The following is a 22,505-nucleotide window of genomic DNA, read 5'->3' as shown; positions in this document are numbered from 1 at the left end:
AAATTTAACAAACAAAAAAATAAACTATCTTTCACGTGAATCAGCCTTGAAGCATTATAGCTAAATGGATATATAAAAGTGTGGCTATTGAGGTTTTGAATGATCTCATTAGAGTCAGTAATTTTCTTGTAATATATATTTAGAATCCAATTCGTATTCTTTTTTAGAGCCGCCTAAATATGGCTGCCAACCTTTAATGCTTATGTCATTAGACATCAATGATGCTACAAATCGATAAGCTGATTCTCGAATCCTTTCTTCAGGCACTATAGAATTAATAAATTCTAGAAGTTTATTGGGATCATCTGTTATTGGCTGGTATAGCAAAACCCCTGGTAAATTTGCAGAATAAAGCGAATAGTCTATTAAGCAGACTACCTTTTTACCTAAATTCATAGCTTCTAGTCCAGTAGCGCTTCCCAATGTAATAACTAATTCTGATTTTTTCATACACTCGTAAGTATCAATGCTCGATGTAGGTGAAAAATATAAGACATTGTCGAATGGAGAAGATAAATTTTTATAAGTTTCCTCTTGTAAATTGAAAGCTGAATTTGGATGATCTCGAATAATTAGTAGATACTTGTCAAAATCTTTCAATTGAAAATTTAAAATAAGTCGAGAAATTACTTGAGAAAATTTTGGTGACATTTCCTGATCTTGAATACTTACATTTTCATCCTCAGTGCTCAAAAATAATGTAATGATTTGCTTACTTGTTTCAGGGATAAACTCACCTTTTTTTTGCATATTTGTGAATGACACGCCAGGCATAGATCTAAGGGGGTGATCTAAATAATTCCTTATATCCTCAATATCTTTTCTAGAATAAATATCGGACTTATCATTAAGAGCATTCCTTGCATCATTTTTCCAGTGATGTGGCAGTCTATTAGGAAAAAGACCAATTTTAAGAGGGCTGGTCCCTCTCTCGTGGGTTGCATAATCTAAATTTAAATCCTTAAAAGCTTGTATAAATGCCGCCTCATATGGGTGTCTTCCATTAAAAACTAACCCATAGTCATATTTCCCTGTTTTAATAAGTTCTGTTACACTTTCATAGAAACAAATGCTCAATACATAGTACATCTGAATTTTTGCAAAAATACTAGGCTTTGTTACATCCAAATCCTTGGTGTAATAATCTATTAGCGTCGAATAAATTGCTTTTCCACATTCAAAATTTTTATACTTTAATTGAGTTAGCTGATCAATATCATTTACCGTTGGGAATGACAGCCCAAGGTTATTGTAAGCAGTTTCTATAGTTTCAAATATGAAATCAAGTTTTTTAATTCTATGTGAAATTTTTTGAAACGTAGCGTTACTATAGGAAATACAACCATCACATTTTCTTACATCCGAGTCTTGATTAAGTTTACATATCTTAAAAGCTTTATTACAGACTAACATAGTCACTCTATTTTTATTTTTAGATAGGTAATCCATTATTGCAAGTTCCATCTCAGTATGGAGCGGCCATAATCTCATTGAAGAAAAGCTGAGAACAGACTTGTTCGTTAAAGTTTCTAATACTTCTTGAGATGACATGGCTAATATCCTTAAATAGCTGACTAATTATTAACTGAAAAAGAGGTGGCCGGAAGTCCTGCGTTATATATTTCATGCATCCTAAAAAATGCGCTTTCAAGGTTTCTTGTATATCTCTCTGTATTAAATAATGGCTTGGTTTCTTTTTCGTGAAAAAGCAGCTTCTTAAGTTTTTGTATTTCTTCTGGGTTGTTTCCTAGGCGAATCGCCAGTTTTTTATACTCCTCTATGGAATCTGTAATTAACTCGTCAAGTCCCACCGAATGAAGTAGGCTAGATGCTACCCTACTGGCAAAAGATTTGCCGCGGTAAGTAATTATTGGTAGACCCATCCAGAGAGCATCACTTGCTGTTGTGTGGGCATTATATGGCCACGTATCAAGAAATATATCAGCACAATTATGCCTTGCTAAATGAAGACTACTGCTTGTACGTTCTGCAAAGACAATTCTATGTGGGTCAACACCACATTTAATAGCCTCTTTATGGAGATTTAAAGTTGCTATTTTATTGTCTTCTAGTAGCCATAAAACACTATTGGCTACATTTTTTAATATATCCATCCACGCTTCAAAAATGACCGGAGTAATTTTAAAGCTATTATTGAAGCAGCAAAAAACAACTCCTAACTCAGGGAGCTTCAACTCCTCACGAGTGAAGATATGTTTTGATATTTCTTTCTTTCTATCGTTAGGCTGATAGGAATCTGGAAGATATGCAATTTTCTCATCGTAAAAGCATGCACTTTCATCGGGAATGATCATTTTGTCCGCAATAATATAGTCAATATTTTCATTACCCATCGTTCCTGGGTATCCTAAATAATTAACCTGAATGGGTGCGGCTCCATAGGCAAATACTCTTGTTCTATTGCCTTTAGTGTAGCCCGATAAATCTATTGCAATATCTATTGAATTTTCTCTTGAAAGCTCAGCAATTTTTGTGCTACTAGAATTTTCCACCTCAAAAAAATAGTCAAATGTATTTTTGAGCCTTATTGTCATTTGATCAGCAACTTTAGGACCAAATGAAAATGCATAAATTTCAAATAACTCCCGATTGTGAAGCTCAAATACTTCCGCTATTAATCTGCTGACAGCATGATCATTGAAATCTGCTGAAAAATAGCCTAATCTAATTTTACTTTTAGCTAATTTAGTACTTGGTTGATTACATGCTGATCTTTCGCCATTAAATTTCTTTGAAAATTGTAAAGCAATTTTTTGATGAATTTCTGGTTCATCAATTAAAGATAGCACTCCAAAAGCTCCAAAATCATCACTATTTTTATCAATGCTCTCATTTAATTTACTAATAGCTTCTGATAAGTTATCCCAATTACAGCAATGCATACTATGGTGAATAATCAAACCTTTAACGTATATAGAGTTAGGATTTATTTCAAGCGCTTTTCTATAGAAAATAATTGCGTCTTCTAATAGCTTATTCTCTGCAAGAATATCCGCCAATGATTTGTATATATCATCATTCCTTGGTTCTAGCTCAATAGCCTTATAGCAATATTCAATTGCTGCCTTAATATTCTGATTTCTTTTGTTGAGCATTGCAAGCTTAATATAGCTCTTTACATATTTACGATCTAATTCTTGCGTCTTTAAATAATCTCGAATCGCAAATTCATACTTACTAAGAGCCTCATTAGCAATACCCCTTTGAAAGAATGCATCTGTATATTTATCATTTAGAGTAATTGCTTTATTGTAATGAGTAATTGCCTTATCAATTAATTCTAATTTTAAAAAAATATTGCCAAGATTATAGTGAGCTGCACTGTAAGATGGATCAATTTTTATTGCAATATTTAATGCATCTATTGCCTCTTCGTATCTTGATAACTCTTTATAAGACAAGGCAATGTGAGAATAAGCTTCTGCCCAATCTGGTTTAATAATTATTGCTTTTAGAATCCATTGAATTGCAGTTTCATAATTTTTATTTTGGTATTCAATGAGGCCGAGATAATGTATTGCTTCAGCATTTTTATCATCTAGATTCAATAATTTTTCATACAAGCATTTAGCTTCCTGGATTTTTCCATTTTGGTGTAGCCGAATTGCTTCGTCTCTTATTGCTGAGACTTTTTGATGTTTCATGGGCATAAAAGCTCAGGCTCTAACTTAAACTTATTAATTAGCGCCTTTTTTACGTCTTGGATTACTGAATCCCAATTCTCTGGACTATTTTGTCTGAAAATTGTTGCGCTGGGATACCAGGGGCTATCAGAGCGCTCAAGCATCCAGCGCCAACAATTGTCGTATCGATTCAATATCCAAACTGGTTTATTTAAGGCTCCAGCTAAATGAGCTGTTGATGTATCAACGGCAATTAGTAAATCAAGATTCTCGATAAATGCTGCGGTATCAGAAAAATTATTGAGTTCACTTGTATAGTCTATTACCTTAGGGCCATCCCAATTTGATAGGATTAGATCTTTTAGCTCTAAAACTGCATTATCCCCTTTTTGTAGGCTGTAAATTTCAATATCTAAGTCTTTTAATCTTGAAAATTTTTCTAATGGAATATTGCGTCTTTGATTCACTAACTTTAACTTCGGATCATTTGGTCTGAAACCTCCCGACCAAACAAGCCCAATTCTTGGTTTGTTTTTAAGGCCTAATTTTTTATGCCATGCCTGCTTTTTATCTTCATTACACTTCAAATATGGCACTTCATTAGGTATAGTTTCAAGCGTAGTATTAAAAATGAACGGAAGGCTTAGAAGCCTGCAATAGAAATCATGCTGCGGAATATCTTTGCCGCCTTTCACAATCACTTTGAATACATCAGCAGACTCTCTAAATAATTCTATTAGTGGCTCATCAACTGATAGTATGATTTCAGCCCCAAGTTCTTTTATCTTTTTTATATATCTAATAAATTGAAGGCTATCTCCTAGGCCCTGTTCACTAAGTATGAGGAGAGTTTTGTTTTTTAAATCCTCTCCAGACCACTGTGGAGTATAAAATTGCTCAGGAAACACTCCAGCTAGTTTTGGATTCTTGTATCTCCATTCGTATTCACTGAATCCTTTTTGATATTCCCCTGCTTGTAATAATGCTTGAGCGTATCCCCAGTGAGCGTTAGGATCGTTTGGGTTTAATAAAATAGACTTTTCAAAGTTTGCCAATGCGTCATCCAATTTATGTTGGGCATACGAGACATTGCCTTTATTGGTATATATTTCGCATTGGTTCGGATTTAGTGCGATTGCTTTATTGACATCAACTAGTGAATCATTGATCCGATGCAATTCAAATAATATAGCCGAGCGATTATTAAATACATTCCATTCAATGAAATTTAAGGCGATTGCCTGATCATATTGAGCAAGAGCTTCTTCTAGAAAATTTAATTCATAAAGAGCTAGGCCTAAATGGTACATAACTCTACCATTTTTGGAGTTTAATTTTATTGAGCGTTCGTAATATTGTATGGCAGTTTCAAAATCTTTTATTTCGAAACAAGTGATACCAGTGAGATGTAGTAATTCAGCATTTGATGGTTGCGCCTTTAATATATCAAGAAAAATACTTTGAGCTTCGATAAATTGTTTATTTTCAAGGCACTCCAATCCAGTTACGAGTCGGCCATGAAGATCTGAAAAGTTATTTTTCAAAACTTTTAATTTGGACTTCATTTAACGTGCCTTGATTAATTGATCTTCTCGTAAGGCTTTAAAACTACCTCTAGCGAGGTAATAACTAAGGGGAGATACTCCATATTCTTCGTTTGAATGATGCCATTCAGAATTTGTATGTTGGTGCTGTAAATTGCTTTTAGCATTGTGCGATGCTGTGAATTTAGTTTTTCATTCAAATTTTCCTGTACCCACTGAATTCCTTGGCATACCTCTAGCAGTTTTATGTGCGATTCAACCTCGTTTAATTCATTTCTTTGAATTTTTTTTAAAATCATGACAACAGATTCAAACCACCTTTTTTCAAAGGCAGGGCCTTCCAAGTTATTATCAACGGCTACATAAGCATTAATTTTGTTAACATTTGTAAACATGATTATCTTCTTGGGTAGTACCTTTATGAATTATCGGAATATCGATAGAATTGCCGATGCCTCGGTATTCATTTGACTTACCAGATAATAGTCGATACTTTGTTGATTGTTCAATTGTTGTAATTTTGCCTGTAGTGCGGTTGCATCTACATTTTGAATTGCATTGACTGTGTTTGTGAGTCCATTTTTTAGAGCTATTACGTTAGCAAGCTGGGCATTTAGGCCAACTTGACCAGCGCTGATGGTTGATTGTGCAGTTGTAATGGTTGTAAGCGCTGTTGTTAAGATTTGCGTTGCATAATCTGCATTACTTACTTGTGATGCGCTAACAGCGACGGTCCCTGGAGATGCGATAGCAGTGTAGTAGGTAAAGCTAATTGTTCCAGCGCTATTAGTACCCGATGAATAATTTTGCAAAGTCCCGGCATATGCCCCATACGTTGTTGAAGGGCCTGTAGTAGCACCGTTTGACAATGAAGCAAAGGCTGCTCCAGCTTGAGATGCAGTAAGTGATTGATTAGCAACAAAAGTGAGTCCTGCAACTGTAAACGAGTCTCCTGCAGACATTGCTGTAAATGTAATGCTGTCTACTTCGGCTGTTGATCCAGCCCCTGCTGTTACTACAGTAGGGGTAGGTGTTGTCACAGTACCACGAGTGGATGCACCACTCAATACGGACAGCGCGGATAGGGTGGTTGCCAGACTAGGTATATCGACACCTGCAATGCCAGTAGTGGATGAGGCCGTACTAGCGTTTCCAGAAATTCCAGTTGTCACGGTAAAACCAGGTGTTCCGGCGAGCAAATTATTGCCATTCACTGAAGAGTTTAATTCAATACCTCTAATCTGTGCCGCTAGATTCTGAAAGGTTGTATTAAGACTATTTTTGTCAGAGGTTGTTAAACCTGCACTAGATGCCTGGGATGAAAGCTGTTTCATTTGATTTACGATGCTGACAATGGACGATAGCCCTGTTTGAGCAACTGTGATCACATTCTGAGCGGCTGTAATGTTGTCTGCAGCAACTCCCCAGCCAGTGGCTTGAGCATTTAATCGTGTTACTACCCCATTTTGAGCTGGATTTAAGGTTTTTATTCCGCTCATTAATTGGTTTTGAACAGAAACAATCTCTGTTTGAACATTGTTAACGCTGTTCGATAAGTTTGCTGCTAACGAAGTAATTGATGACATTTTATGCTCCTGAGCATGTTTTTCACAATTTGGACATCCTGCTTATTGGTTGCCCAATCCTGATATGTTGTCATCTTAAGGGTAAATTTATGCCCTCAAAGCAAGAAAAAAGCCGGGATATACCCGGCTTTTCTATAAATCAACTACTTTATTAGCGGAAAATCGACAAAATTGCTGCTGCTTCCGTATTCATCTGGCTAACCAAGTAGTAATCAATACTTTGTTGGTTATTCAGTTGTTGTAATTTTGCCTGCATCGCTGTTGCATCGATGTTTTGAATCTGAGCCACCGTATTAGATAGCCCTGTCTTCAATGCTTGGGCATTCGAGCTTTGAGCATTCAGACCTGTTGCGCTTGCACTCAGTGTTGACTGGCCAGTGGAAATAGTCGTTAGGGCAGTCGTGAGGATCTGAGTAGCGTAGTCTGCCTTGCTTGCATAGGCGCCAGACGATACAAGTGTTGCAGCAGCTGCTACCGCGGCAGCAGTAGCTGTAAACGATACGGCACCTGCTGTGTTAGCGCCAGAAGTGAACGTAGATACAAAGGTACCGCTATATGAACCAAGCGAGGTTAATGTTCCTGAAGTTGCGCCAGCAGAAAGACTTGCAAATGCAGAAGCGGCTTGTGTGTTAGTTAAAGCTCCATTAGCGGTAAAGGTTAAGCCACCAACTGTAATCGACTCACCAGCAGCCATGGCAGTAAAAGTAACTGTATCGACCTCAGCTGCAAGAGTTGTACCTGCTGTTGTCAAGGTGGGAGCAATGCTTGTAATTCCAGTGGTACCTGAGCTTATGTTTCCAGAAGTAATAGATAACGCAGCCAATGTAGTTGCAAGGCTTGGAATATTGACTCCAGCAACACCAGTTGTTGAGCTAGCTGTAGAGCTATTACCACTTATCCCTGTTGACACAGTAATACCAGTTGCATTGGCAAGTAGGTTATTACCATTAACTGAGGCATTTGTGCCAAGTGAAGCTACTTGCAACGCAAGGTTTGCAAAAGTAGTGTTAAGGCTAACTTTATCACTTGTGGTTAATCCTGCGCTAGATGATTGGGTAGACAAGGATTTCATTTGGGTAACAATGCTTGCGATAGAAGATAACGCACCTTGCGCAACGGTAATGACGTTTTGGGCTGTTGCAATGTTATTTGAAACTACACCCCAGGCAGTAGACTGAGCTGATAAACGTGTTACTACACCGTTTTGTGCTGGATCTAAAGTTTTAGTTCCTGAAGCAAGCTGATTTTGTGTATCAACAATTGCAGCTTGAATTGATGCTACAGAGTTTGATAGGGTTTGTGCTAAACCAGTTAATGGCATTGGCATGATTCTTTTCCTTTAGTTAATATGCGCAGTCAAGATGGCTGCGACAAAGATTTGTTTATGCACCATGCATAAATCAAACCAACTTACGAAAAAGCATCAGTGCGTAGTACGTAGACCACATCAACAGAGCTCTGCGCTAATCATTAGATCAGCTCATTTGAATACTTCCGCAGAAGCATTCGTTCTATATATTCTTTAACGGTTGGGTTTTGTAAAACTTGAGTCTAACTGATGCCCTGATGATTAATTCATTGGGCAGAGATTAGATCACTATCAAGAAGATGGCGTGAGTGTGACTAATTTTAAATTCTTATAGGCAATCGGATCAAGCTGGCTAATGAGTTGGTAGTTAATATTTTGCTGGCTTTGTAATTGCGTGAGTTGAGAATTTAATTTCGTGATGTCTACGTTTTGCAAAGTATCGAGTGATTGTTGAGCGCTGCTTGACAGGCTCGATAATTTGGTTGTTTGTGCTGACAAACGATTTGCTGTTGCTTTAAGAGAGGCCTGACCGCTAGTTATTTGGGCTAAAGCGCTATTTAGCGCAGACATCGCTGATTGGGCATTGCTGGGTGAGTCTAGTTTGATATTGCTTAAAAGGCCAGTAGTCATCATGCCATAGACATCAACACTGTTAACGAAAGATCGTGATGCAGAAGTTTTATCAGTACCGGTTATTACATTCATGCCGGCACTTCCACTGAGTAAATTAGTACCGTTTACTGAAGCGCTGGTAGCCAACTTACCAACTTCTGTTACCAGTTGCTGAAAGCGGTAGTTCATATTGGTGCTATCAAATGAGGATAGCTTGGGATTTGTTGCTTGGGTTGCGAGTTGCTGCATTTGATTCATCAATTTTTGAATTGATGTGATTCCGGTTTGCGCAACACTTATAGTATTTTGTGCTGCTGTAATACTCGCTTGAGGGTTGTTATAACTTTTGACTGTTTCTGAAAGTTTTGTAGCTGTATTTTGTTGGTCTGTAGTGAGCGTATTTTTCCCACTCGCTATTTCAGATTTAATTACATTTATTTTTGACTGAAAATCCTTCACATAATTTGTAAAGGTGGTGACTAGTAGACTTTTAGCAATACTCATGATGGGTAGTATGGAGTCTTGCTAGGTTTAGTTTTCATTAAGTGCATGTTGATTTTGCACTTAAAGATATATTATTTTGACTTTAAAAAGGCAATAGCATCCTGGACCATGCCATCAGCAACTTTGCCTGAGTCAACTGAGAACTGACCGCTTTCAATTTCACTGCGGATCATATCCACTTTTTTAGAATCAAACACGGGGCTATTCGCGATTGTTGCTTGCAATGCCTGAAGCTGACTAGATAGAGTAGTGATATCAGCAGCAGGGGGATTTACTGAATTAGAACTTGGCCCAATAGTTGAAGTAGGGTTGCTTTCACTCGCAGTAGGTTTTTCCACTACGGTGTTCAGCGCGGTCTTCAAGTTGTCATTAATTTTCATGGGAATACTTTAGCCTAATTTTGGTAGTCACACCTAGTTAATAAGTCTAATGACTGGTTTTAAACTACTTCTACATCCTCTTTAACGGCTGTTAATTAATTAACTTGAGCAAAATCGAGCTTTACCTCAGTTTTAACTTTATCTACTTGATCCACCAACCTCAACTATGCCGTTTTCTTTGGCGATTCCATTCAATACACTGCCATTACTGACCTTAACCTTAACTAATTCTCCTTCGGAGGCTTCATTCAGAGCCTGGCCGTCGGTGCTGATAGAGAAGCCTTTACCACCACTGGAAACTCTCACAGATTGCCCTTTTTGAACAATCAGGGGCATTTTGAGCATCTCTTTTTTGAGGACGGTGCCTGCTACCAGGGACATTCTGGCGGTTTGACCGATGATGCGGTTAAATTCCGTAAAAATGCCGGTTGGTAGGGTAGTTAAATCACCTTTTTGAAGCTGTAATTCATTGGCGGTGATGATTTGACCCTGGCCAATCGGGGCTCCAGCGACAACATAGTTGGCAATGATGCTCACATTAGCCTGGACATACACGGTCCAAGGCTTAGGTTGTCCGCAGCGCACACCCACGGTCGTTCTGCCCCAAGCAGCGCTATTGGGTGGAAAAAAGGCCTCTGGAGAAGGGCAATAGCTCAATTGGGCGCCTTCTTCCATGGGGGTCACAGTAATTTCTGGTTTACCAGGTGAACCTGCACTTTGTGTGGTCAGAAAGTCTTTAACCTTCTGATTGATCACTTTCAGGCTTTGGAAAGCGGGAGTTTGTGCCTGAGCCCAGCTAATTTTGGGGTAGAGCACTAAAAAGGCTATTAGGACGCTGGCAATCATCCCAATCATGAGGGTCTCAAAACCTTGTAAAAAAGACCCAAAAAGGGGCTTTTGAGGGTTTTTCTCAAGTTGTAAGGGCGATTTATGTGATGTGCGCATGCTTAATTCCAGTCCAAAAGGATGGCGAAAACATGATTTTAGGATTTTGGGAGCCAGTCAATGCCTCAATTAGCCTAACTATTACCCCTTTTATTGGCAGATCAAGTTTGGGGGTGGCAAATTACATTAGTGAAAATGCCGTTAATAGGTATTTGCAGTGCTACAGAACCTATTACGGCTGACTTGAGGATTTCTTTAGGGAAATTGGAGAAATAAATGGATAAATTAGACGCGCTCTTTGATTTTAATGCAACCGCCCTGCGGGTGAGGGCCCAACGCCAGGAAATTCTGGCGGCCAACATCGCCAATGCGGATACCCCGAACTATAAGGCACGGGATATTGATTTTGCCACTTCCCTTAAAAAAGCCTTGGAGGCCAATGTGGCAAGCGCAGCCAATAATGCTGCGGTGAGTTCTAACGGCAATATGTCGCTCGTTACTACTCATGGCAAACATATTCCAGGTGGTAATAGCGGAGTTAATGAAGCCGATTTACTATATCGCCCCTTAATTCAGGGAAGTGTGGACGGTAACTCGGTCGACGGTGAGGTAGAGAGAACGGCATTCGTGGATAACGCAATCCATTACGAAGCCAATATCACAATGCTTAATGCCCAGATTAAAGACATGGCTGCAGCACTCAGCCCTACAACCTAATACATTTCGATAGAACGGTAAATTCACATGGCCTCTTTACAAAACGTTTTTAATATTTCTAGTTCAGCGATGAGTGCGCAGTCTCAGCGTTTGAATACAGTCGCCAGTAACTTGGCAAACGTAGATAGTGCAACAAGCTCTAACGGTCAGCCTTATAAATCTAAGCAGGTTGTGTTTGAGGCAACCCCGGTTGGTACGTCAGGTCATCAAGGTGTCAAGGTCAATAAGGTAATTGAAGACCAGTTACCACCGCGTATGGTGCACGATCCAGCAAATCCACTGGCAGATAAAGATGGTTTTGTAGCAATGCCAAACGTCAATGCAACACAAGAGATGGTGAATATGATTTCAACCTCACGTTCATATCAAAACAACGTTGAAACAATGAATGCTGCAAAGTCAATGTTGCAAAGAACTTTAACCATTGGTCAAAACTAATAGGATTTCAATATGAGCACAATACAAAATAATACGGCAACTAACGGTTCGAATAAAGCAGCATTAAGTGGTAGTGCTAATGCAGCCTTAAATGCAACTGCTAGTTCCGCGGCGCAGATTCAGGATCAGTTTATGACCTTGTTAGTTGCGCAAATGAAATATCAAGATCCTACTGATCCGATGAAGAGTGCAGAGATGACCAGTCAGATGGCGCAGATCTCCACAGTAGAGGGCGTTAATAAACTCAACGGCTCTATGAATTCTCTATTAGCTCAAATGCAATCGAGTCAAGCATATCAGGCCTCTAGTTTGGTAGGTAAGAGTGTTTTGGCTCCTGGTAATACGCTCAGCTTACTCAAAGGTCAGGCTGCATTTGGCGTGCAGTTGGATGCACCTGCATCATCCTTAAAGGTCAATATTTTGAACAGTGCCGGTCAGTCTGTTGATGTAATTACATTGGGACCACAGCCAGCGGGTACAGTGCCATTAGCTTGGGATGGTAAAGATAGCAATGGCAATAAATTACCTGATGGTAAATATACCTTCCAATTGGCGGCAAGTATCGCTGGTAAAAATGTAAACCCAACTGGCTTAGCGGTAGCTAACGTAACCGGCATTATTAATCCTACAGCTAAAACCAGCACTCAAATCATGTTGGATAACAACACGACCACCAATATTTCTGATGTGGCTCAGATACGCTAATTGCTTACTATTACAACTATTCATCATTAAAGGATTCGTATGTCACTGATTGAAGGATTAAGTGGATTAAATGCTGCTTCTGAACAATTGAGCGTGTTAGGTAAAAACATTGCCAATAGTGCAACTGTTGGCTATAAGTCTGCAAGTGTCGATTTTACAAACGTACTGGCATCGCATTTGAATTCAGCTAATTCCGGAATGTCTACGCAAACTGGGGGTGGAGTACTTGCATCCAACGTCACGCAATCATTCTCTCAGGGTGCTATTAGTAAAAATACCTCACCCTTAAATGCAGCTATTAGTGGACAAGGGATGTTTGTTTTAAAAGATCCAGTTCTTGGTAACACTGTTTACACCCGCAATGGTCAATTTACAGAAAATAGTACCGGCTATTTAGTGAATGGCTCAGGCTATAAAGTTTTGGATATCACAGGCACTGCTATTCAGTTACCCGTTTCTCCTAATGATGTTAGCCCTACTTCAACACAAACCTATCAGGTTGATACCGTGGCTTTTACTTCTTCATTGTCACCTTATGGTACGGTTACATTTGGTGGTCTGACTTATACCAATACAGATGGTTCAACACTTACTGCTGCAGAGGTTGCGGCTATATTTACTGGTTTATCTGCGGGCGATACTTCAACGACGATTGCTGCCCGATCTGCTGCTGCTGTAGCGGCAGGTGGTTCAGCAAATGCAGCAATTAGTAGCGGAATCTTTTCCGGGGTCTTGGGTAATTTCAACACCACAACTGGCACAGTTCCTGATACTTACTTAGGCATGCAGCTATCGGCAGCAACTCAAGCAAGTGCGCAGCCCATTGCTGTTACCTATGATAGTTATGGACCACAAACTACAATTAGCGTGAGTTCATCAGGCTTTTTAACCGGTTCAGATCCCATTGTAGAGACTACAACAGCTGGTACTGATTATGGTTATTTAAACTCGATGGCGATTGATACAGAGGGCAATATTGTTGGCACTTATAGTGATGGCAGCACTTACACTCTAGCCCAAATTGGTGTTGCAATGATCCCAAGCAACACTGGTTTAAAGCAAGTCGGTAACGATACTTGGATGCAAACCTCAAAATCTGGCGTACCTGTAATTGCCGCTGCCAATTCGCTCGGTAGAGGCACTATTGTTGGCTCTGCTTTAGAAGACTCCAACGTAAACCAAACCACCGATATGGTGGCTTTATTGGCCGCTCAACAGGCTTATCAAGCAAGCGCCCAAGTAGTCAAAATTGAAAATCAAATCTACCAAACTCTCATTGGTATGAACGGCTAAGACCAATAAACGTGACTAACAGAGATAGAAGCTAAGGAGCATATATGGATCGTGTAATTTATACCGCAATGACTGGAGCCCAACATATTTTGGACCAGCAAGCAACGAACTCCAATAATTTGGCTAACGTATCTACTACTGGTTTTAAGGCGCAGATCGATGCATTTTTATCTGTACCGATTCAAGGTGGCAGTCTAGATACACGCTCCTTTGTAGTAAATGCATCTGGCGGCACTGACTTTTCCCCTGGAGCTATTAAACAAACTGGTCGCACCTTAGACGTAGCCATCGAAGGTAAGGGTTGGTTTAGCGTGCAACGCCCTGATGGATCAGAGGGCTTGACTCGTAATGGTTCATTCAAGATTAGTGAAAATGGTATTTTGCAAACTGCCGGTGGCCGCAACGTATTAGGCGGTGGCGGACCGATCACGATTCCTCCGAACGTCAATATTTCGATTGGTGCTGATGGCACGATCTCAAGTGTTGATCCTGCAATCAGTGGCGGTCCTTCTACCCCAATTGATGTCATTAAGCTTTCAAATCCTGATGAAAAAAGTTTGGTACGTGGTGACGATGGCTTATTTAAGTCTGCTAGCGGGGCTGGTTTTGTAGCCGATCCTACAGTCAAGGTAGTTAATGGTGCTTTAGAAGACAGTAATGTGAGCGTCATTCATAGCATGGTCAATATGATTTCTTTGGCACGCAGTTTTGATATTCAAATGCAACTGATGAAGAATGCTGAGAATAGCGACCAACATGCCGCTCAAATCTACAATTTAAGTTAATACTTTATGTGTCAAGATGCACCTAAATTAAAGGAAACAAGATGATACGCTCGCTCTGGATTTCAAAAACTGGCCTAGAAGCACAACAAACCCAAATGGACGTAATCTCCAATAACTTGGCGAACGTCAGTACTTCAGGCTTTAAAAAGTCACGTGCGGTATTTGAGGATTTGCTATATCAAACCCTACGTCAGCCCGGTGCGCAGTCATCACAACAAACGCAACTACCTTCTGGTATGCAGATTGGTACTGGCGTAAAGCCTGTTGCTACTGAGCGTATCTTTACCCAAGGTAACTTGCAGCAAACTAGCAACAATACCGATATCGCCATTAACGGCAGCGGTTTTTATCAAGTCTTGATGCCTGATGGCACAACCCAATATACCCGTGATGGTAGTTTTCAGATTAATAGTACTGGTCAGTTAGTGACTTCTAGTGGTTACACAGTTCAGCCACCGATTACGATTCCAGCAACCGCCCAAACCGTGACGGTTGCAGCTGACGGTGTGGTTTCCGTCACCTTGCCAAATACAGTAGCACAGACCCAGGTTGGTCAAATTCAGTTAGCAACTTTTATTAATCCAGCAGGTTTGAGTGCCAAAGGCGAGAACCTCTATGCTGAAACTGCTGCTTCCGGTACACCAAACCCATCGAATCCTGGCGCCAATGGCACTGGTGTTTTAGTTCAAGGTTTTGTGGAAACTTCTAACGTGAATGTCGTTGAAGAGATGGTCAATATGATCCAAACTCAACGGGCTTATGAGATTAATAGTAAAGCGATTACAACATCCGATCAGATGTTGCAGCGCTTGGCACAATTAGGTGGTTAATTCAAATGCGTTCACCATTTAATTCTCACTTGAGCGCTTTATCTTGCGGCTCTACTATCAGAATGATCAGTGCTATCTCGGCACTATCGATCTTGGGAGCTTGTGCAGTAACGCCCTCGACAATCACGCAAAATCCGGGTCCAGGAACTACCCGTTCTTACTCTGGACAGTCTGCGCCTGGAACCATTTATAGCACTGGGAACTATCGACCTATCTTTGAGGGTAATCGTGCGCGTGCTGTAGGGGATATCGTGACTGTGGTTGTTGCTGAAAGCACTACATCTAAAACGACTTTAAATAATTTATCCTCTAAAACCTCTGCATCTACTGCTACTGCAAAAGATCAGTTTGGCAATACGGTTAGTCCAACTTGGAGTTGGGCTAACGATCTTTCGAATGAGAATAAAGGTGGAGGCCAGCAAGACAACACCTTCACAGGAAGTATTGCTGCGACTGTGCTTGAAGTGTCACCAACAGGTTACTTAACCGTAGCGGGCGAGAAGCAAATCGGCTTTGATGAAGGCGCTCAGTTCATTCGTTTTTCTGGAACTGTGAATCCAAAAATGATTACTGTTAACAATACTGTGGATTCCAATACAGTAGCTGATGCCCGTATCGAGTATCGCACTAACAACACTATGGATAGCTCTTACATGGCAAGTTCGATCACCCGTTTTTTCAAAACTATGATGCCTTTCTAATTGCTTATGCTATTGCCAACCAGAACCCACCGTTTTTCATTATTTAGAGCAGAGAAAACTCCGCAATGGCAAAAAAGCCTAGTGGCGTTTTTAGTCGTCTGTGCTGGTGTTTTGGCAAGCATGGTGATTGCTCCTACTGCACATGCAGAACGTATTAAAGATTTAGCCAATATTCAGGGCGTCCGTAGTAACCAATTAATTGGTTACGGCTTAGTAGTGGGCTTGGATGGTACTGGTGACCAAACTACCCAAACACCATTTACTCTTCAGACTACTTTGAATATGTTGCAGTCCTTAGGCGTCACTCTGCCTCCAGGTACCTATTCACAAATTCAGTTGAAGAACGTTGCTGCGGTCATCGTGACTGCCAACTTGCCACCATTTGCACAAATTGGTCAAAACTTAGATGTAACTGTTTCTGCTATGGGTAATGCAAAAACATTACGTGGCGGCACACTCCTATTAACACCTCTAAAAGGTGCTGATGGACAGGTTTATGCCATGTCGCAGGGTAACGTGGTGATTGGCGGCGCAAGTGCATCTGCTAATGGTAGCTCTGCTACTATCAACCAGCTCAATGCTGGTCGTATTTCTGCGGGGGCGACTGTTGAAAGAACTATTCCTAATAATTTGTTGGGCATGGAAATGGTGAGCCTTGAGCTAAGACATTCTGATTTTTCTACTGCCAGTATCGTTACCTCTGCAATTAATAAGCGTTTTGGTAAACCCATTGCGTTTGCTCAAGACTCTAGAGTGATTCAGATTGACCCGAATACCGTAGAAAACGGTAACCGCGTGCAATTTTTAGCCGCCCTAGAAAGTATTGATGTGATTCCGGCCAAGGGTGAGGCCAAGGTCATTCTGAATGCGCGTACTGGTTCGATTGTGCTTAATCAAACAGTGGAGTTAGAGAACTGCGCAGTTGCACATGGTAACTTGACTGTCGTTATCAGTACAACACCGGTGATTAGTCAGCCAAGCGCATTCTCGAATACGGGTAGAACTGTTGAGTCTGCGGTATCGCAAGTAAGCTTGAATCAAGACCCTGGTAATGTGATTCAGTTGGCTGGTGGTGCATCATTATCTGATGTGGTTCGCGGACTCAATGCTGTTGGTGCCACGCCACAAGACTTGGTTGCTATCTTGCAGGCCATCAAAGCAGCTGGTTCGCTACGTGCTGAACTTGAGATTATTTAAGTCACAGCACAATGGCATTGCCTAGCAACTCTATTTCGGCGTCTGATGCTAGTAATCAGCTGGCATTAGATACCAATAGTTTATCTAGCCTCAAGAAATCCGCCAAAGAGAACTCCCCTGAAGCCATCAAGGGTGTTGCTAAGCAGTTTGAGGCGATCTTTATCAATATGATGCTCAAAAGTATGCGTGAAGCCAGCCCACAGGATGGCCCCTTTAATACTGAGCAAAACAAACTCTACACCTCGATGTTCGATCAGCAGTTGAGCCAAAAGCTCTCATCGGGCAAAGGTATTGGATTGGCAGATGTATTGGTCAAACAGCTTACTAAAGCCGCAGGCATACCAACGGATACACTGAAGCCAGGGGATGAGCCTATTAGTTCTAAAGCTTTAGGTCTAAATCGCTTTGATCCTAATACCAGCTCAAAAGTGGCTGCCTATACCTCAATGGCATCCATGTCTAGCGCTAAAGCGAGCCCGTCTTTCATAGATAAGGTCTCCAAACTCTTTACTTCGCTAGAGGATGCAGGTGAGGCAATGGCTTCTTCTGTGGGTAGCACTCTGAAAGAAGCAGTTAGTTCCTTTACGAGCAAAATGGCTAGCCATGCACAGCAGGCTAGCAATGCTTCTGGACTACCGGCACACTTTATGTTGGGTCAAGCTGCTTTAGAAACAGGTTGGGGTAAAAAAGAAATTAAAGGGGCTGATGGCACCCAGAGTAATAATCTATTTGGCATAAAAGCAACCGGTGGTTGGACAGGAAAAACAGTTTCAGCGGTCACCACTGAATATATCAATGGTGAAAAGCAACAAAGAGTCGAAAAATTCAGGGCCTACGATTCTTATGCGGATTCATTTAAAGATTTTGCAAACTTGATTTCTAGTAATCCACGCTACCAGAACGTTCTCAACAACCTCGGTAACATCAATAGCTATGCTGATGCAATGGCAAAAGCAGGGTATGCAACGGATCCTGATTATGCTAAGAAGTTGGCCAGTGTGATTAAGAAGATAAATAATTTATAAAAGATTATAAGATAAAGAAATCACACTCTATGCCACGAGCGCTCAATATACCTCAACGTAAATTACCAGTTTTTAATAAACCAGCTAAAAAAGTGTCAGACTCAGATGCGAGTAAGTTATTTAGTGATGGGATTGCATTTGCCCAACAAGGAAAATTTCAGGAAGCCGAGATCAATTTTCTGAAAGTTCTGGAGATGCATCCACTCCATTTAAATACTTTGCAAATTCTTGCAGAAATTATGGTGCAGACTAAGCGATATGATTTGGCGACTGAAATGTTATTGAAGGCTGCGACGGTTGACCAGGGAAATCCGCAAATTTTCTATAATCTAGGATTAGTTTATCAGTTACAGCGTAAGCTAAAAGAGTCGATTGCAAGCTACAAGCAAGGTCTAGCTATATATCCAGAGAATAAAGAGGCTCACTCAAACCTCGGCCTTGCTTTAGCTGATTTAAATGATTTTACTGGCGCAATTACTTATTATGATTATGCGATAACCATTGATCCAGATTTTGCACAAGCTCATAATAATCGTGGTGTAGCATTAGCTGAGCTTAAGCGATTTGACGAAGCTATTGCAAGCTACGATAAAGCAATTCACCATAAGCCTGATTACGCTGAAGCATATAACAATCGGGGTTTGGTATTGCACCGACAATCTTTTTATGATTTAGCCATTGCAAGCTACGATAAAGCTATTCATTTAAAGCCAACTTATGCTGAAGCACACAATAACCGTGGCGTAGCTTTTGCAGAGCTTAAAAATTTCGATTCAGCCATGCTAAACTATGATGCTGCCATATTGATCAATCCAACATATATGGAGGCTTACTCAAATCGAGGCACTGCTTTAGCAGAAAGAAAAGATTTTGAGGGAGCCATTGCAAGCTACGATAAGGCTATTCATCTAAAGTCTGATTATGCTGAGGCATACAATAATCGCGGCTTCGCATTTGTAAAGCTAAAAAAATATGTTGATGCCATAGCAAACTTCGATAGGGCAATCGAATTAAACCGCAATTATTCTGAGGCTTATAACAATTTTGGTATTGCATATTTAGAGCAGCATCAGTATGACCTTGCGCATTTAAAATTTGATAAGGCTATTGCTCTTAATCCGCAATATGCTGACGTATATTCAAATTTAGCAATGTTATTTACCCTACAGAAACAATATGATCTTGCTATTAAGAATTACGATATAGCTATCAATTTAAAGCCTAATTGCGAAGATTTTATTGTGCATAAATCTTTTGTAATGTTAGTTAAAGGTAATTTTGATGAGGGATTAAAGCTTTATGAGAATCGAAAGATAAGATTACCCTCAGGTATAGATGAATCAAGATTCCGCAGTAAAGCATGGGATGGCACTCAACCTTTGAGTGGTAAAAAGATTTTGATTCATTTTGAACAAGGTTATGGAGACACAATTCAATTCTGTCGATTTTTACCACTGATTACTAAGCTTGGTGGAGAAATTATTCTTGAAGTCCAAAAGCCATTGAGAGAGCTGTTCAGAGGAATGGAAGGCGTTAGTTTAGTAATAGGGGAGGGTGAACCCATACCAGATTTTGATTATCAATGTTCACTCATGAGTCTGCCATTTATCTTTAATCAAAATTTAGAGTCAATTTCAGGGCAAGCCCCGTACATAAGTAGCATTGAGTCAAGGGCATCACATTGGCAAAATAAGTTAGGCGAAAAATTGAAGCCAAGGATTGGCTTGGTTTGGAGCGGTAATCCTGAGCATAAAAATGATAGCAATAGAAGTATTCATCTTAAGGACTTAATTCCGTTCTTACCTGATCAATTTCAGTACTTCAGTTTACAAAAAGACATTCGGTTGGCAGATGCTTTAACGTTAAATTCAAGCCCTCAAATTTTAAATTTGACCTCTGAGTTGAGTGATTATGCTGAAACGGCTGCACTAGTTCAATGTATGGACATCGTTATTACAGTGGATACCTCAGTAGCGCATTTGGCTGGTGCTATGGGTAAAGAGACCTGGGTACTCCTGCCGTATGCGCCTGATTGGCGCTGGTTATTAGACAGAGAAGATAGCCCCTGGTATTCATCAATGACATTGATAAGACAAGATACTCCTGGAGATTGGAGCTGTGGCTTACAGAAGGTAAATAATATGCTGTCTATGATCTCTGGGAATTAGTATTTCAATTTTCTGCGAGATCAGTTCTAACATTTTCTAAAACAGTTTGCCAGTCTCCAGTATTTACTTGGCGGTATAACTTCACGCAGGAATACCAAGGGCTATCCTTTCGATCTAGTTGCCAACGCCAGCAAGAATCTAAGCGATTTAAAATCCAAGTTGCTTTGCCTAAAGCTGCTGCCAAGTGAGCTACCGAGGTATCCACTGTAATTACCAGGTCAAGCGTCTGGATTAATGCTGCGGTATCACTCATATCACTTAAGTCATCACCAAAAAAACGAATAGCAGGGTTGGATTTTAGGATGGCAATATCATCCTCTTTAACTATTTTTTGTAAACAGATATATTCGTATTTATCTGGCAGCACGATTGTTATAAATTGAGATAAGGGAATACTTCTTGCCAAATCTTTTGTGAAAGCCGATACGCTACTCCAAACAATCCCAATTCGTGGTTTTAGTTTGGGCCCCAGGATTCTCTCCCAATGTTCAATTATCTGGGGATCAGCAATTATGTATGCTCCAGGACTGGGAATAGTTTCTATAGTAGTTTTAAAGAGATGAGGCAAGCTCATTAGGGCGCACTCATAATCTACGTCGGGTCTTTGTTCGCCTTCAGTCAGTACTTGCGAGCAACCTTCGAGGTTGCTTAAAAGCCATTTCAATGTCTCTGGGACCTGCAGAATTACTTTTGCCCCATGCCTTGCAACCAAGGGTACATAACGGCAGAATTGAATGATGTCACCCAAGCCTTGCTCACCGTGGAGGAGTATGGATTTATTTGCCAGAGATTGGGTTCCATCCCATATGGGATTGGTGAAGCGGATATCTTGTAACTCTTTAACGCCACCTCTAAAACGCCACTCATAGAGCTCAAATCCTCCCAATAAGTCCCCCTTCATCAATAAGGCTAGACCCTTGTTAAACAGCGCTTCTGGATTGTGACCCGTGATCTTTAGGGCTTGATCATAGTTGACAATTGCTTGGTCTGGGAATTGCTGAAGATAGTAGGCAATACCTCGGTTGACATAGGCTGCTTCATAATGAGGATCAAGATTAACTACTTTCGTGTAATCCATAATTGCTAATGCGTATTCTTCAAGTGACTGATAGGCGATTCCTCTGTTGTAATAGGCATCAATAAAATCTGGATTTAACTTAATTGCTTGATCATAGTTAGAAATAGCTTTGGATAGTTCTTCAATGGTGTGATAAGCAATGCCTCGGTTGTAATAGGCGTCTACATAGTCAGGCTTAAGGAGTATGGCATGGTCATAGTTTTCAATTGCCAAGGGTACCTGATTCATTTTATTGAAAAGTACGCCTAGGTCAAAATAGGCGACAACAAGATCAGGTTTGAGTGCGATCGCCTGGCTAAAAGACTCTAAAGCATCAGGAATTTTCTCTAATTTTTGCAATATGCGCCCATGGTTTTGATAGGCGAGTGCATTTTTAGGCTCTAATATGATTAATTGCTTAAAGTTATCGGATGCTAAAGATAGTAGACCTAAGTTATGCAGGGCGATACCTCGATCGTGATAAACGTTGCTGTAGTTCGGATTTATAGCAATGGACCGATTAAAGAGATCTAATGCTTCTCGCGGTGCATTTTCTTGTAAAAAAATATTGCCTAAAAGATGCAGTACATAAATGTTGTCCTCATCCTGCGCTAAGTACTCTTGATAGATTTTTTTTGCACCATCTAGGTCACCCCCTTGGTGCATTTTTATAGCCTCTTGCAATTGATCTGCTAGGCTCATTACATCCATTCTTTGAGTGGTAACAACTGTTCATCAATAAATGCTTCCAGTATGAAGCGGTCTGCTCCACCTAAATCAGGGTTGATGTACTTATACAAAAGAAAAGTAATCATTTGAATGGCATTTTTACGAAAATCATTCGGAAACATCACATTTACTTGCAAGTTCGAGGCTGCTAAGACGCTTTTGGAGTCAAGGGATCTGAGTTCTGGAATCAGCAATTTTTGACTATCCATCATTTTCGTTAAAGCAATCTTGTATTCAGCACCACTTCGCATGGCGTCATTAAAAGCCTGAGATAAAAGTCGGGCAGCTCTTTTATCTGCCACTCTGATTTTGGAGGTATTTGTTTTCAAGGAGTTTGGACCATCAGGTTCTGGAATATCACCCCATTCTAGGGGATGTTATAAAATTGTCTATATT

General features: G+C 40.3%; 21 protein-coding genes. 10 read left to right on the top strand and 11 right to left on the bottom strand.

Annotated features, from left to right (window positions below; genetic code table 11):
- Positions 1 to 114: 114 nt before the first annotated feature.
- From AOC07_RS05915 to flgA, 9 genes are all read right to left on the bottom strand, one after another.
- Positions 115 to 1,551, bottom strand: a complete 1,437-nt coding sequence (locus tag AOC07_RS05915) for a hypothetical protein (protein ID WP_215357077.1) — start codon at positions 1,549 to 1,551, stop codon at positions 115 to 117.
- Positions 1,552 to 1,574: 23 nt separating this feature from the next.
- Positions 1,575 to 3,665 carry a tetratricopeptide repeat protein gene (locus tag AOC07_RS05910; protein ID WP_215357075.1) on the bottom strand — a complete coding sequence of 697 codons (2,091 nt, stop codon included), beginning with the start codon at positions 3,663 to 3,665 and terminating at the stop codon, positions 1,575 to 1,577.
- Complete coding sequence (locus AOC07_RS05905) at positions 3,662 to 5,209, bottom strand: tetratricopeptide repeat protein (protein WP_215357073.1); 1,548 nt, start codon at positions 5,207 to 5,209, stop codon at positions 3,662 to 3,664. Before AOC07_RS05905 ends, AOC07_RS05910 begins: the two co-directional genes overlap by 4 nt.
- A 14-nt stretch (positions 5,210 to 5,223) precedes the next feature.
- Positions 5,224 to 5,583, bottom strand: a complete 360-nt coding sequence (locus AOC07_RS05900; protein ID WP_215357071.1) for a hypothetical protein — start codon at positions 5,581 to 5,583, stop codon at positions 5,224 to 5,226.
- Between the two features lie 30 nt (positions 5,584 to 5,613).
- Entirely contained in the window at positions 5,614 to 6,774 is a 1,161-nt protein-coding gene (locus AOC07_RS05895) for a flagellin (RefSeq protein WP_215357069.1), read from the bottom strand.
- Positions 6,775 to 6,925: 151 nt separating this feature from the next.
- Entirely contained in the window at positions 6,926 to 8,101 is a 1,176-nt protein-coding gene (locus AOC07_RS05890; protein WP_215357067.1) for a flagellin, read from the bottom strand.
- A 273-nt stretch (positions 8,102 to 8,374) separates the two neighbouring features.
- A complete protein-coding gene (locus tag AOC07_RS05885; RefSeq protein WP_215357065.1) occupies positions 8,375 to 9,199 on the bottom strand; it encodes a flagellin in 825 nt (274 codons plus the stop codon).
- A 71-nt stretch (positions 9,200 to 9,270) separates the two neighbouring features.
- Complete coding sequence (flgM, locus tag AOC07_RS05880) at positions 9,271 to 9,579, bottom strand: flagellar biosynthesis anti-sigma factor FlgM (RefSeq protein WP_215357063.1); 309 nt, start codon at positions 9,577 to 9,579, stop codon at positions 9,271 to 9,273.
- A gap of 138 nt (positions 9,580 to 9,717) precedes the next feature.
- A complete protein-coding gene (flgA, locus tag AOC07_RS05875; protein WP_215357061.1) occupies positions 9,718 to 10,524 on the bottom strand; it encodes a flagellar basal body P-ring formation chaperone FlgA in 807 nt (268 codons plus the stop codon).
- Positions 10,525 to 10,740: 216 nt separating this feature from the next.
- On the opposite strand from flgA, the gene flgB reads away from it, so the two are divergent.
- From flgB to AOC07_RS05825, 10 genes are all read left to right on the top strand, one after another.
- Positions 10,741 to 11,181, top strand: a complete 441-nt coding sequence (flgB, locus tag AOC07_RS05870) for a flagellar basal body rod protein FlgB (protein ID WP_215357059.1) — start codon at positions 10,741 to 10,743, stop codon at positions 11,179 to 11,181.
- A 27-nt stretch (positions 11,182 to 11,208) separates the two neighbouring features.
- Entirely contained in the window at positions 11,209 to 11,619 is a 411-nt protein-coding gene (flgC, locus tag AOC07_RS05865) for a flagellar basal body rod protein FlgC (protein ID WP_215357057.1), read from the top strand.
- Positions 11,620 to 11,631: 12 nt separating this feature from the next.
- Positions 11,632 to 12,324, top strand: coding sequence for a flagellar hook assembly protein FlgD (locus tag AOC07_RS05860; RefSeq protein WP_215357056.1), 693 nt, complete (start codon positions 11,632 to 11,634; stop codon positions 12,322 to 12,324).
- Positions 12,325 to 12,363: 39 nt separating this feature from the next.
- Complete coding sequence (locus AOC07_RS05855) at positions 12,364 to 13,617, top strand: flagellar hook-basal body complex protein (protein ID WP_215357055.1); 1,254 nt, start codon at positions 12,364 to 12,366, stop codon at positions 13,615 to 13,617.
- A gap of 44 nt (positions 13,618 to 13,661) precedes the next feature.
- Entirely contained in the window at positions 13,662 to 14,402 is a 741-nt protein-coding gene (flgF, locus tag AOC07_RS05850; RefSeq protein WP_215357054.1) for a flagellar basal-body rod protein FlgF, read from the top strand.
- A gap of 41 nt (positions 14,403 to 14,443) precedes the next feature.
- The gene (gene flgG, locus AOC07_RS05845) at positions 14,444 to 15,232 is read left to right on the top strand and encodes a flagellar basal-body rod protein FlgG (RefSeq protein WP_215357053.1); all 789 of its coding nucleotides are present in this window, start codon (positions 14,444 to 14,446) and stop codon (positions 15,230 to 15,232) included.
- Between the two features lie 5 nt (positions 15,233 to 15,237).
- Positions 15,238 to 15,933 (top strand): flagellar basal body L-ring protein FlgH, encoded by a 696-nt coding sequence (locus AOC07_RS05840; protein ID WP_215357052.1) that lies wholly within the window; start codon positions 15,238 to 15,240, stop codon positions 15,931 to 15,933.
- A 120-nt stretch (positions 15,934 to 16,053) separates the two neighbouring features.
- Positions 16,054 to 17,130, top strand: a complete 1,077-nt coding sequence (locus AOC07_RS05835) for a flagellar basal body P-ring protein FlgI (protein WP_251371740.1) — start codon at positions 16,054 to 16,056, stop codon at positions 17,128 to 17,130.
- A gap of 11 nt (positions 17,131 to 17,141) precedes the next feature.
- On the top strand, positions 17,142 to 18,155 hold the full coding sequence (gene flgJ, locus AOC07_RS05830; RefSeq protein ID WP_215357050.1) for a flagellar assembly peptidoglycan hydrolase FlgJ: 1,014 nt from the start codon (positions 17,142 to 17,144) through the stop codon (positions 18,153 to 18,155).
- Between the two features lie 29 nt (positions 18,156 to 18,184).
- Positions 18,185 to 20,323, top strand: a complete 2,139-nt coding sequence (locus tag AOC07_RS05825; protein WP_215357049.1) for a tetratricopeptide repeat protein — start codon at positions 18,185 to 18,187, stop codon at positions 20,321 to 20,323.
- 4 nt (positions 20,324 to 20,327) lie between these two features.
- Here AOC07_RS05825 and AOC07_RS05820 read toward each other — a convergent pair whose 3' ends face one another.
- Positions 20,328 to 22,082, bottom strand: coding sequence for a tetratricopeptide repeat protein (locus AOC07_RS05820; RefSeq protein WP_215357047.1), 1,755 nt, complete (start codon positions 22,080 to 22,082; stop codon positions 20,328 to 20,330).
- A complete protein-coding gene (locus AOC07_RS05815; protein ID WP_215313801.1) occupies positions 22,082 to 22,411 on the bottom strand; it encodes a hypothetical protein in 330 nt (109 codons plus the stop codon). The genes AOC07_RS05820 and AOC07_RS05815 overlap by 1 nt, the downstream gene beginning before the upstream one ends.
- Positions 22,412 to 22,505: the final 94 nt, after the last annotated feature.

It is taken from the genome of Polynucleobacter sp. UB-Raua-W9 (assembly GCF_018687435.1).
Classification (GTDB): Bacteria; Pseudomonadota; Gammaproteobacteria; order Burkholderiales; family Burkholderiaceae; genus Polynucleobacter.
This window is presented reverse-complemented; position numbering and strand designations above follow the sequence as displayed.

What these genes read in the sequence shown, in the direction of transcription:
- AOC07_RS05915 (WP_215357077.1), bottom strand. Translation starts at nt 1,551, where the DNA reads ATGTCATCTCAAGAAGTATTAGAAACTTTAACGAACAAGTCTGTTCTC.
- AOC07_RS05910 (WP_215357075.1), bottom strand. Translation starts at nt 3,665, where the DNA reads ATGAAACATCAAAAAGTCTCAGCAATAAGAGACGAAGCAATTCGGCTA.
- AOC07_RS05905 (WP_215357073.1), bottom strand. Translation starts at nt 5,209, where the DNA reads ATGAAGTCCAAATTAAAAGTTTTGAAAAATAACTTTTCAGATCTTCAT.
- AOC07_RS05900 (WP_215357071.1), bottom strand. Translation starts at nt 5,583, where the DNA reads ATGTTTACAAATGTTAACAAAATTAATGCTTATGTAGCCGTTGATAAT.
- AOC07_RS05895 (WP_215357069.1), bottom strand. Translation starts at nt 6,774, where the DNA reads ATGTCATCAATTACTTCGTTAGCAGCAAACTTATCGAACAGCGTTAAC.
- AOC07_RS05890 (WP_215357067.1), bottom strand. Translation starts at nt 8,101, where the DNA reads ATGCCAATGCCATTAACTGGTTTAGCACAAACCCTATCAAACTCTGTA.
- AOC07_RS05885 (WP_215357065.1), bottom strand. Translation starts at nt 9,199, where the DNA reads ATGAGTATTGCTAAAAGTCTACTAGTCACCACCTTTACAAATTATGTG.
- flgM (WP_215357063.1), bottom strand. Translation starts at nt 9,579, where the DNA reads ATGAAAATTAATGACAACTTGAAGACCGCGCTGAACACCGTAGTGGAA.
- flgA (WP_215357061.1), bottom strand. Translation starts at nt 10,524, where the DNA reads ATGCGCACATCACATAAATCGCCCTTACAACTTGAGAAAAACCCTCAA.
- flgB (WP_215357059.1), top strand. Translation starts at nt 10,741, where the DNA reads ATGGATAAATTAGACGCGCTCTTTGATTTTAATGCAACCGCCCTGCGG.
- flgC (WP_215357057.1), top strand. Translation starts at nt 11,209, where the DNA reads ATGGCCTCTTTACAAAACGTTTTTAATATTTCTAGTTCAGCGATGAGT.
- AOC07_RS05860 (WP_215357056.1), top strand. Translation starts at nt 11,632, where the DNA reads ATGAGCACAATACAAAATAATACGGCAACTAACGGTTCGAATAAAGCA.
- AOC07_RS05855 (WP_215357055.1), top strand. Translation starts at nt 12,364, where the DNA reads ATGTCACTGATTGAAGGATTAAGTGGATTAAATGCTGCTTCTGAACAA.
- flgF (WP_215357054.1), top strand. Translation starts at nt 13,662, where the DNA reads ATGGATCGTGTAATTTATACCGCAATGACTGGAGCCCAACATATTTTG.
- flgG (WP_215357053.1), top strand. Translation starts at nt 14,444, where the DNA reads ATGATACGCTCGCTCTGGATTTCAAAAACTGGCCTAGAAGCACAACAA.
- AOC07_RS05840 (WP_215357052.1), top strand. Translation starts at nt 15,238, where the DNA reads ATGCGTTCACCATTTAATTCTCACTTGAGCGCTTTATCTTGCGGCTCT.
- AOC07_RS05835 (WP_251371740.1), top strand. Translation starts at nt 16,054, where the DNA reads ATGGTGATTGCTCCTACTGCACATGCAGAACGTATTAAAGATTTAGCC.
- flgJ (WP_215357050.1), top strand. Translation starts at nt 17,142, where the DNA reads ATGGCATTGCCTAGCAACTCTATTTCGGCGTCTGATGCTAGTAATCAG.
- AOC07_RS05825 (WP_215357049.1), top strand. Translation starts at nt 18,185, where the DNA reads ATGCCACGAGCGCTCAATATACCTCAACGTAAATTACCAGTTTTTAAT.
- AOC07_RS05820 (WP_215357047.1), bottom strand. Translation starts at nt 22,082, where the DNA reads ATGAGCCTAGCAGATCAATTGCAAGAGGCTATAAAAATGCACCAAGGG.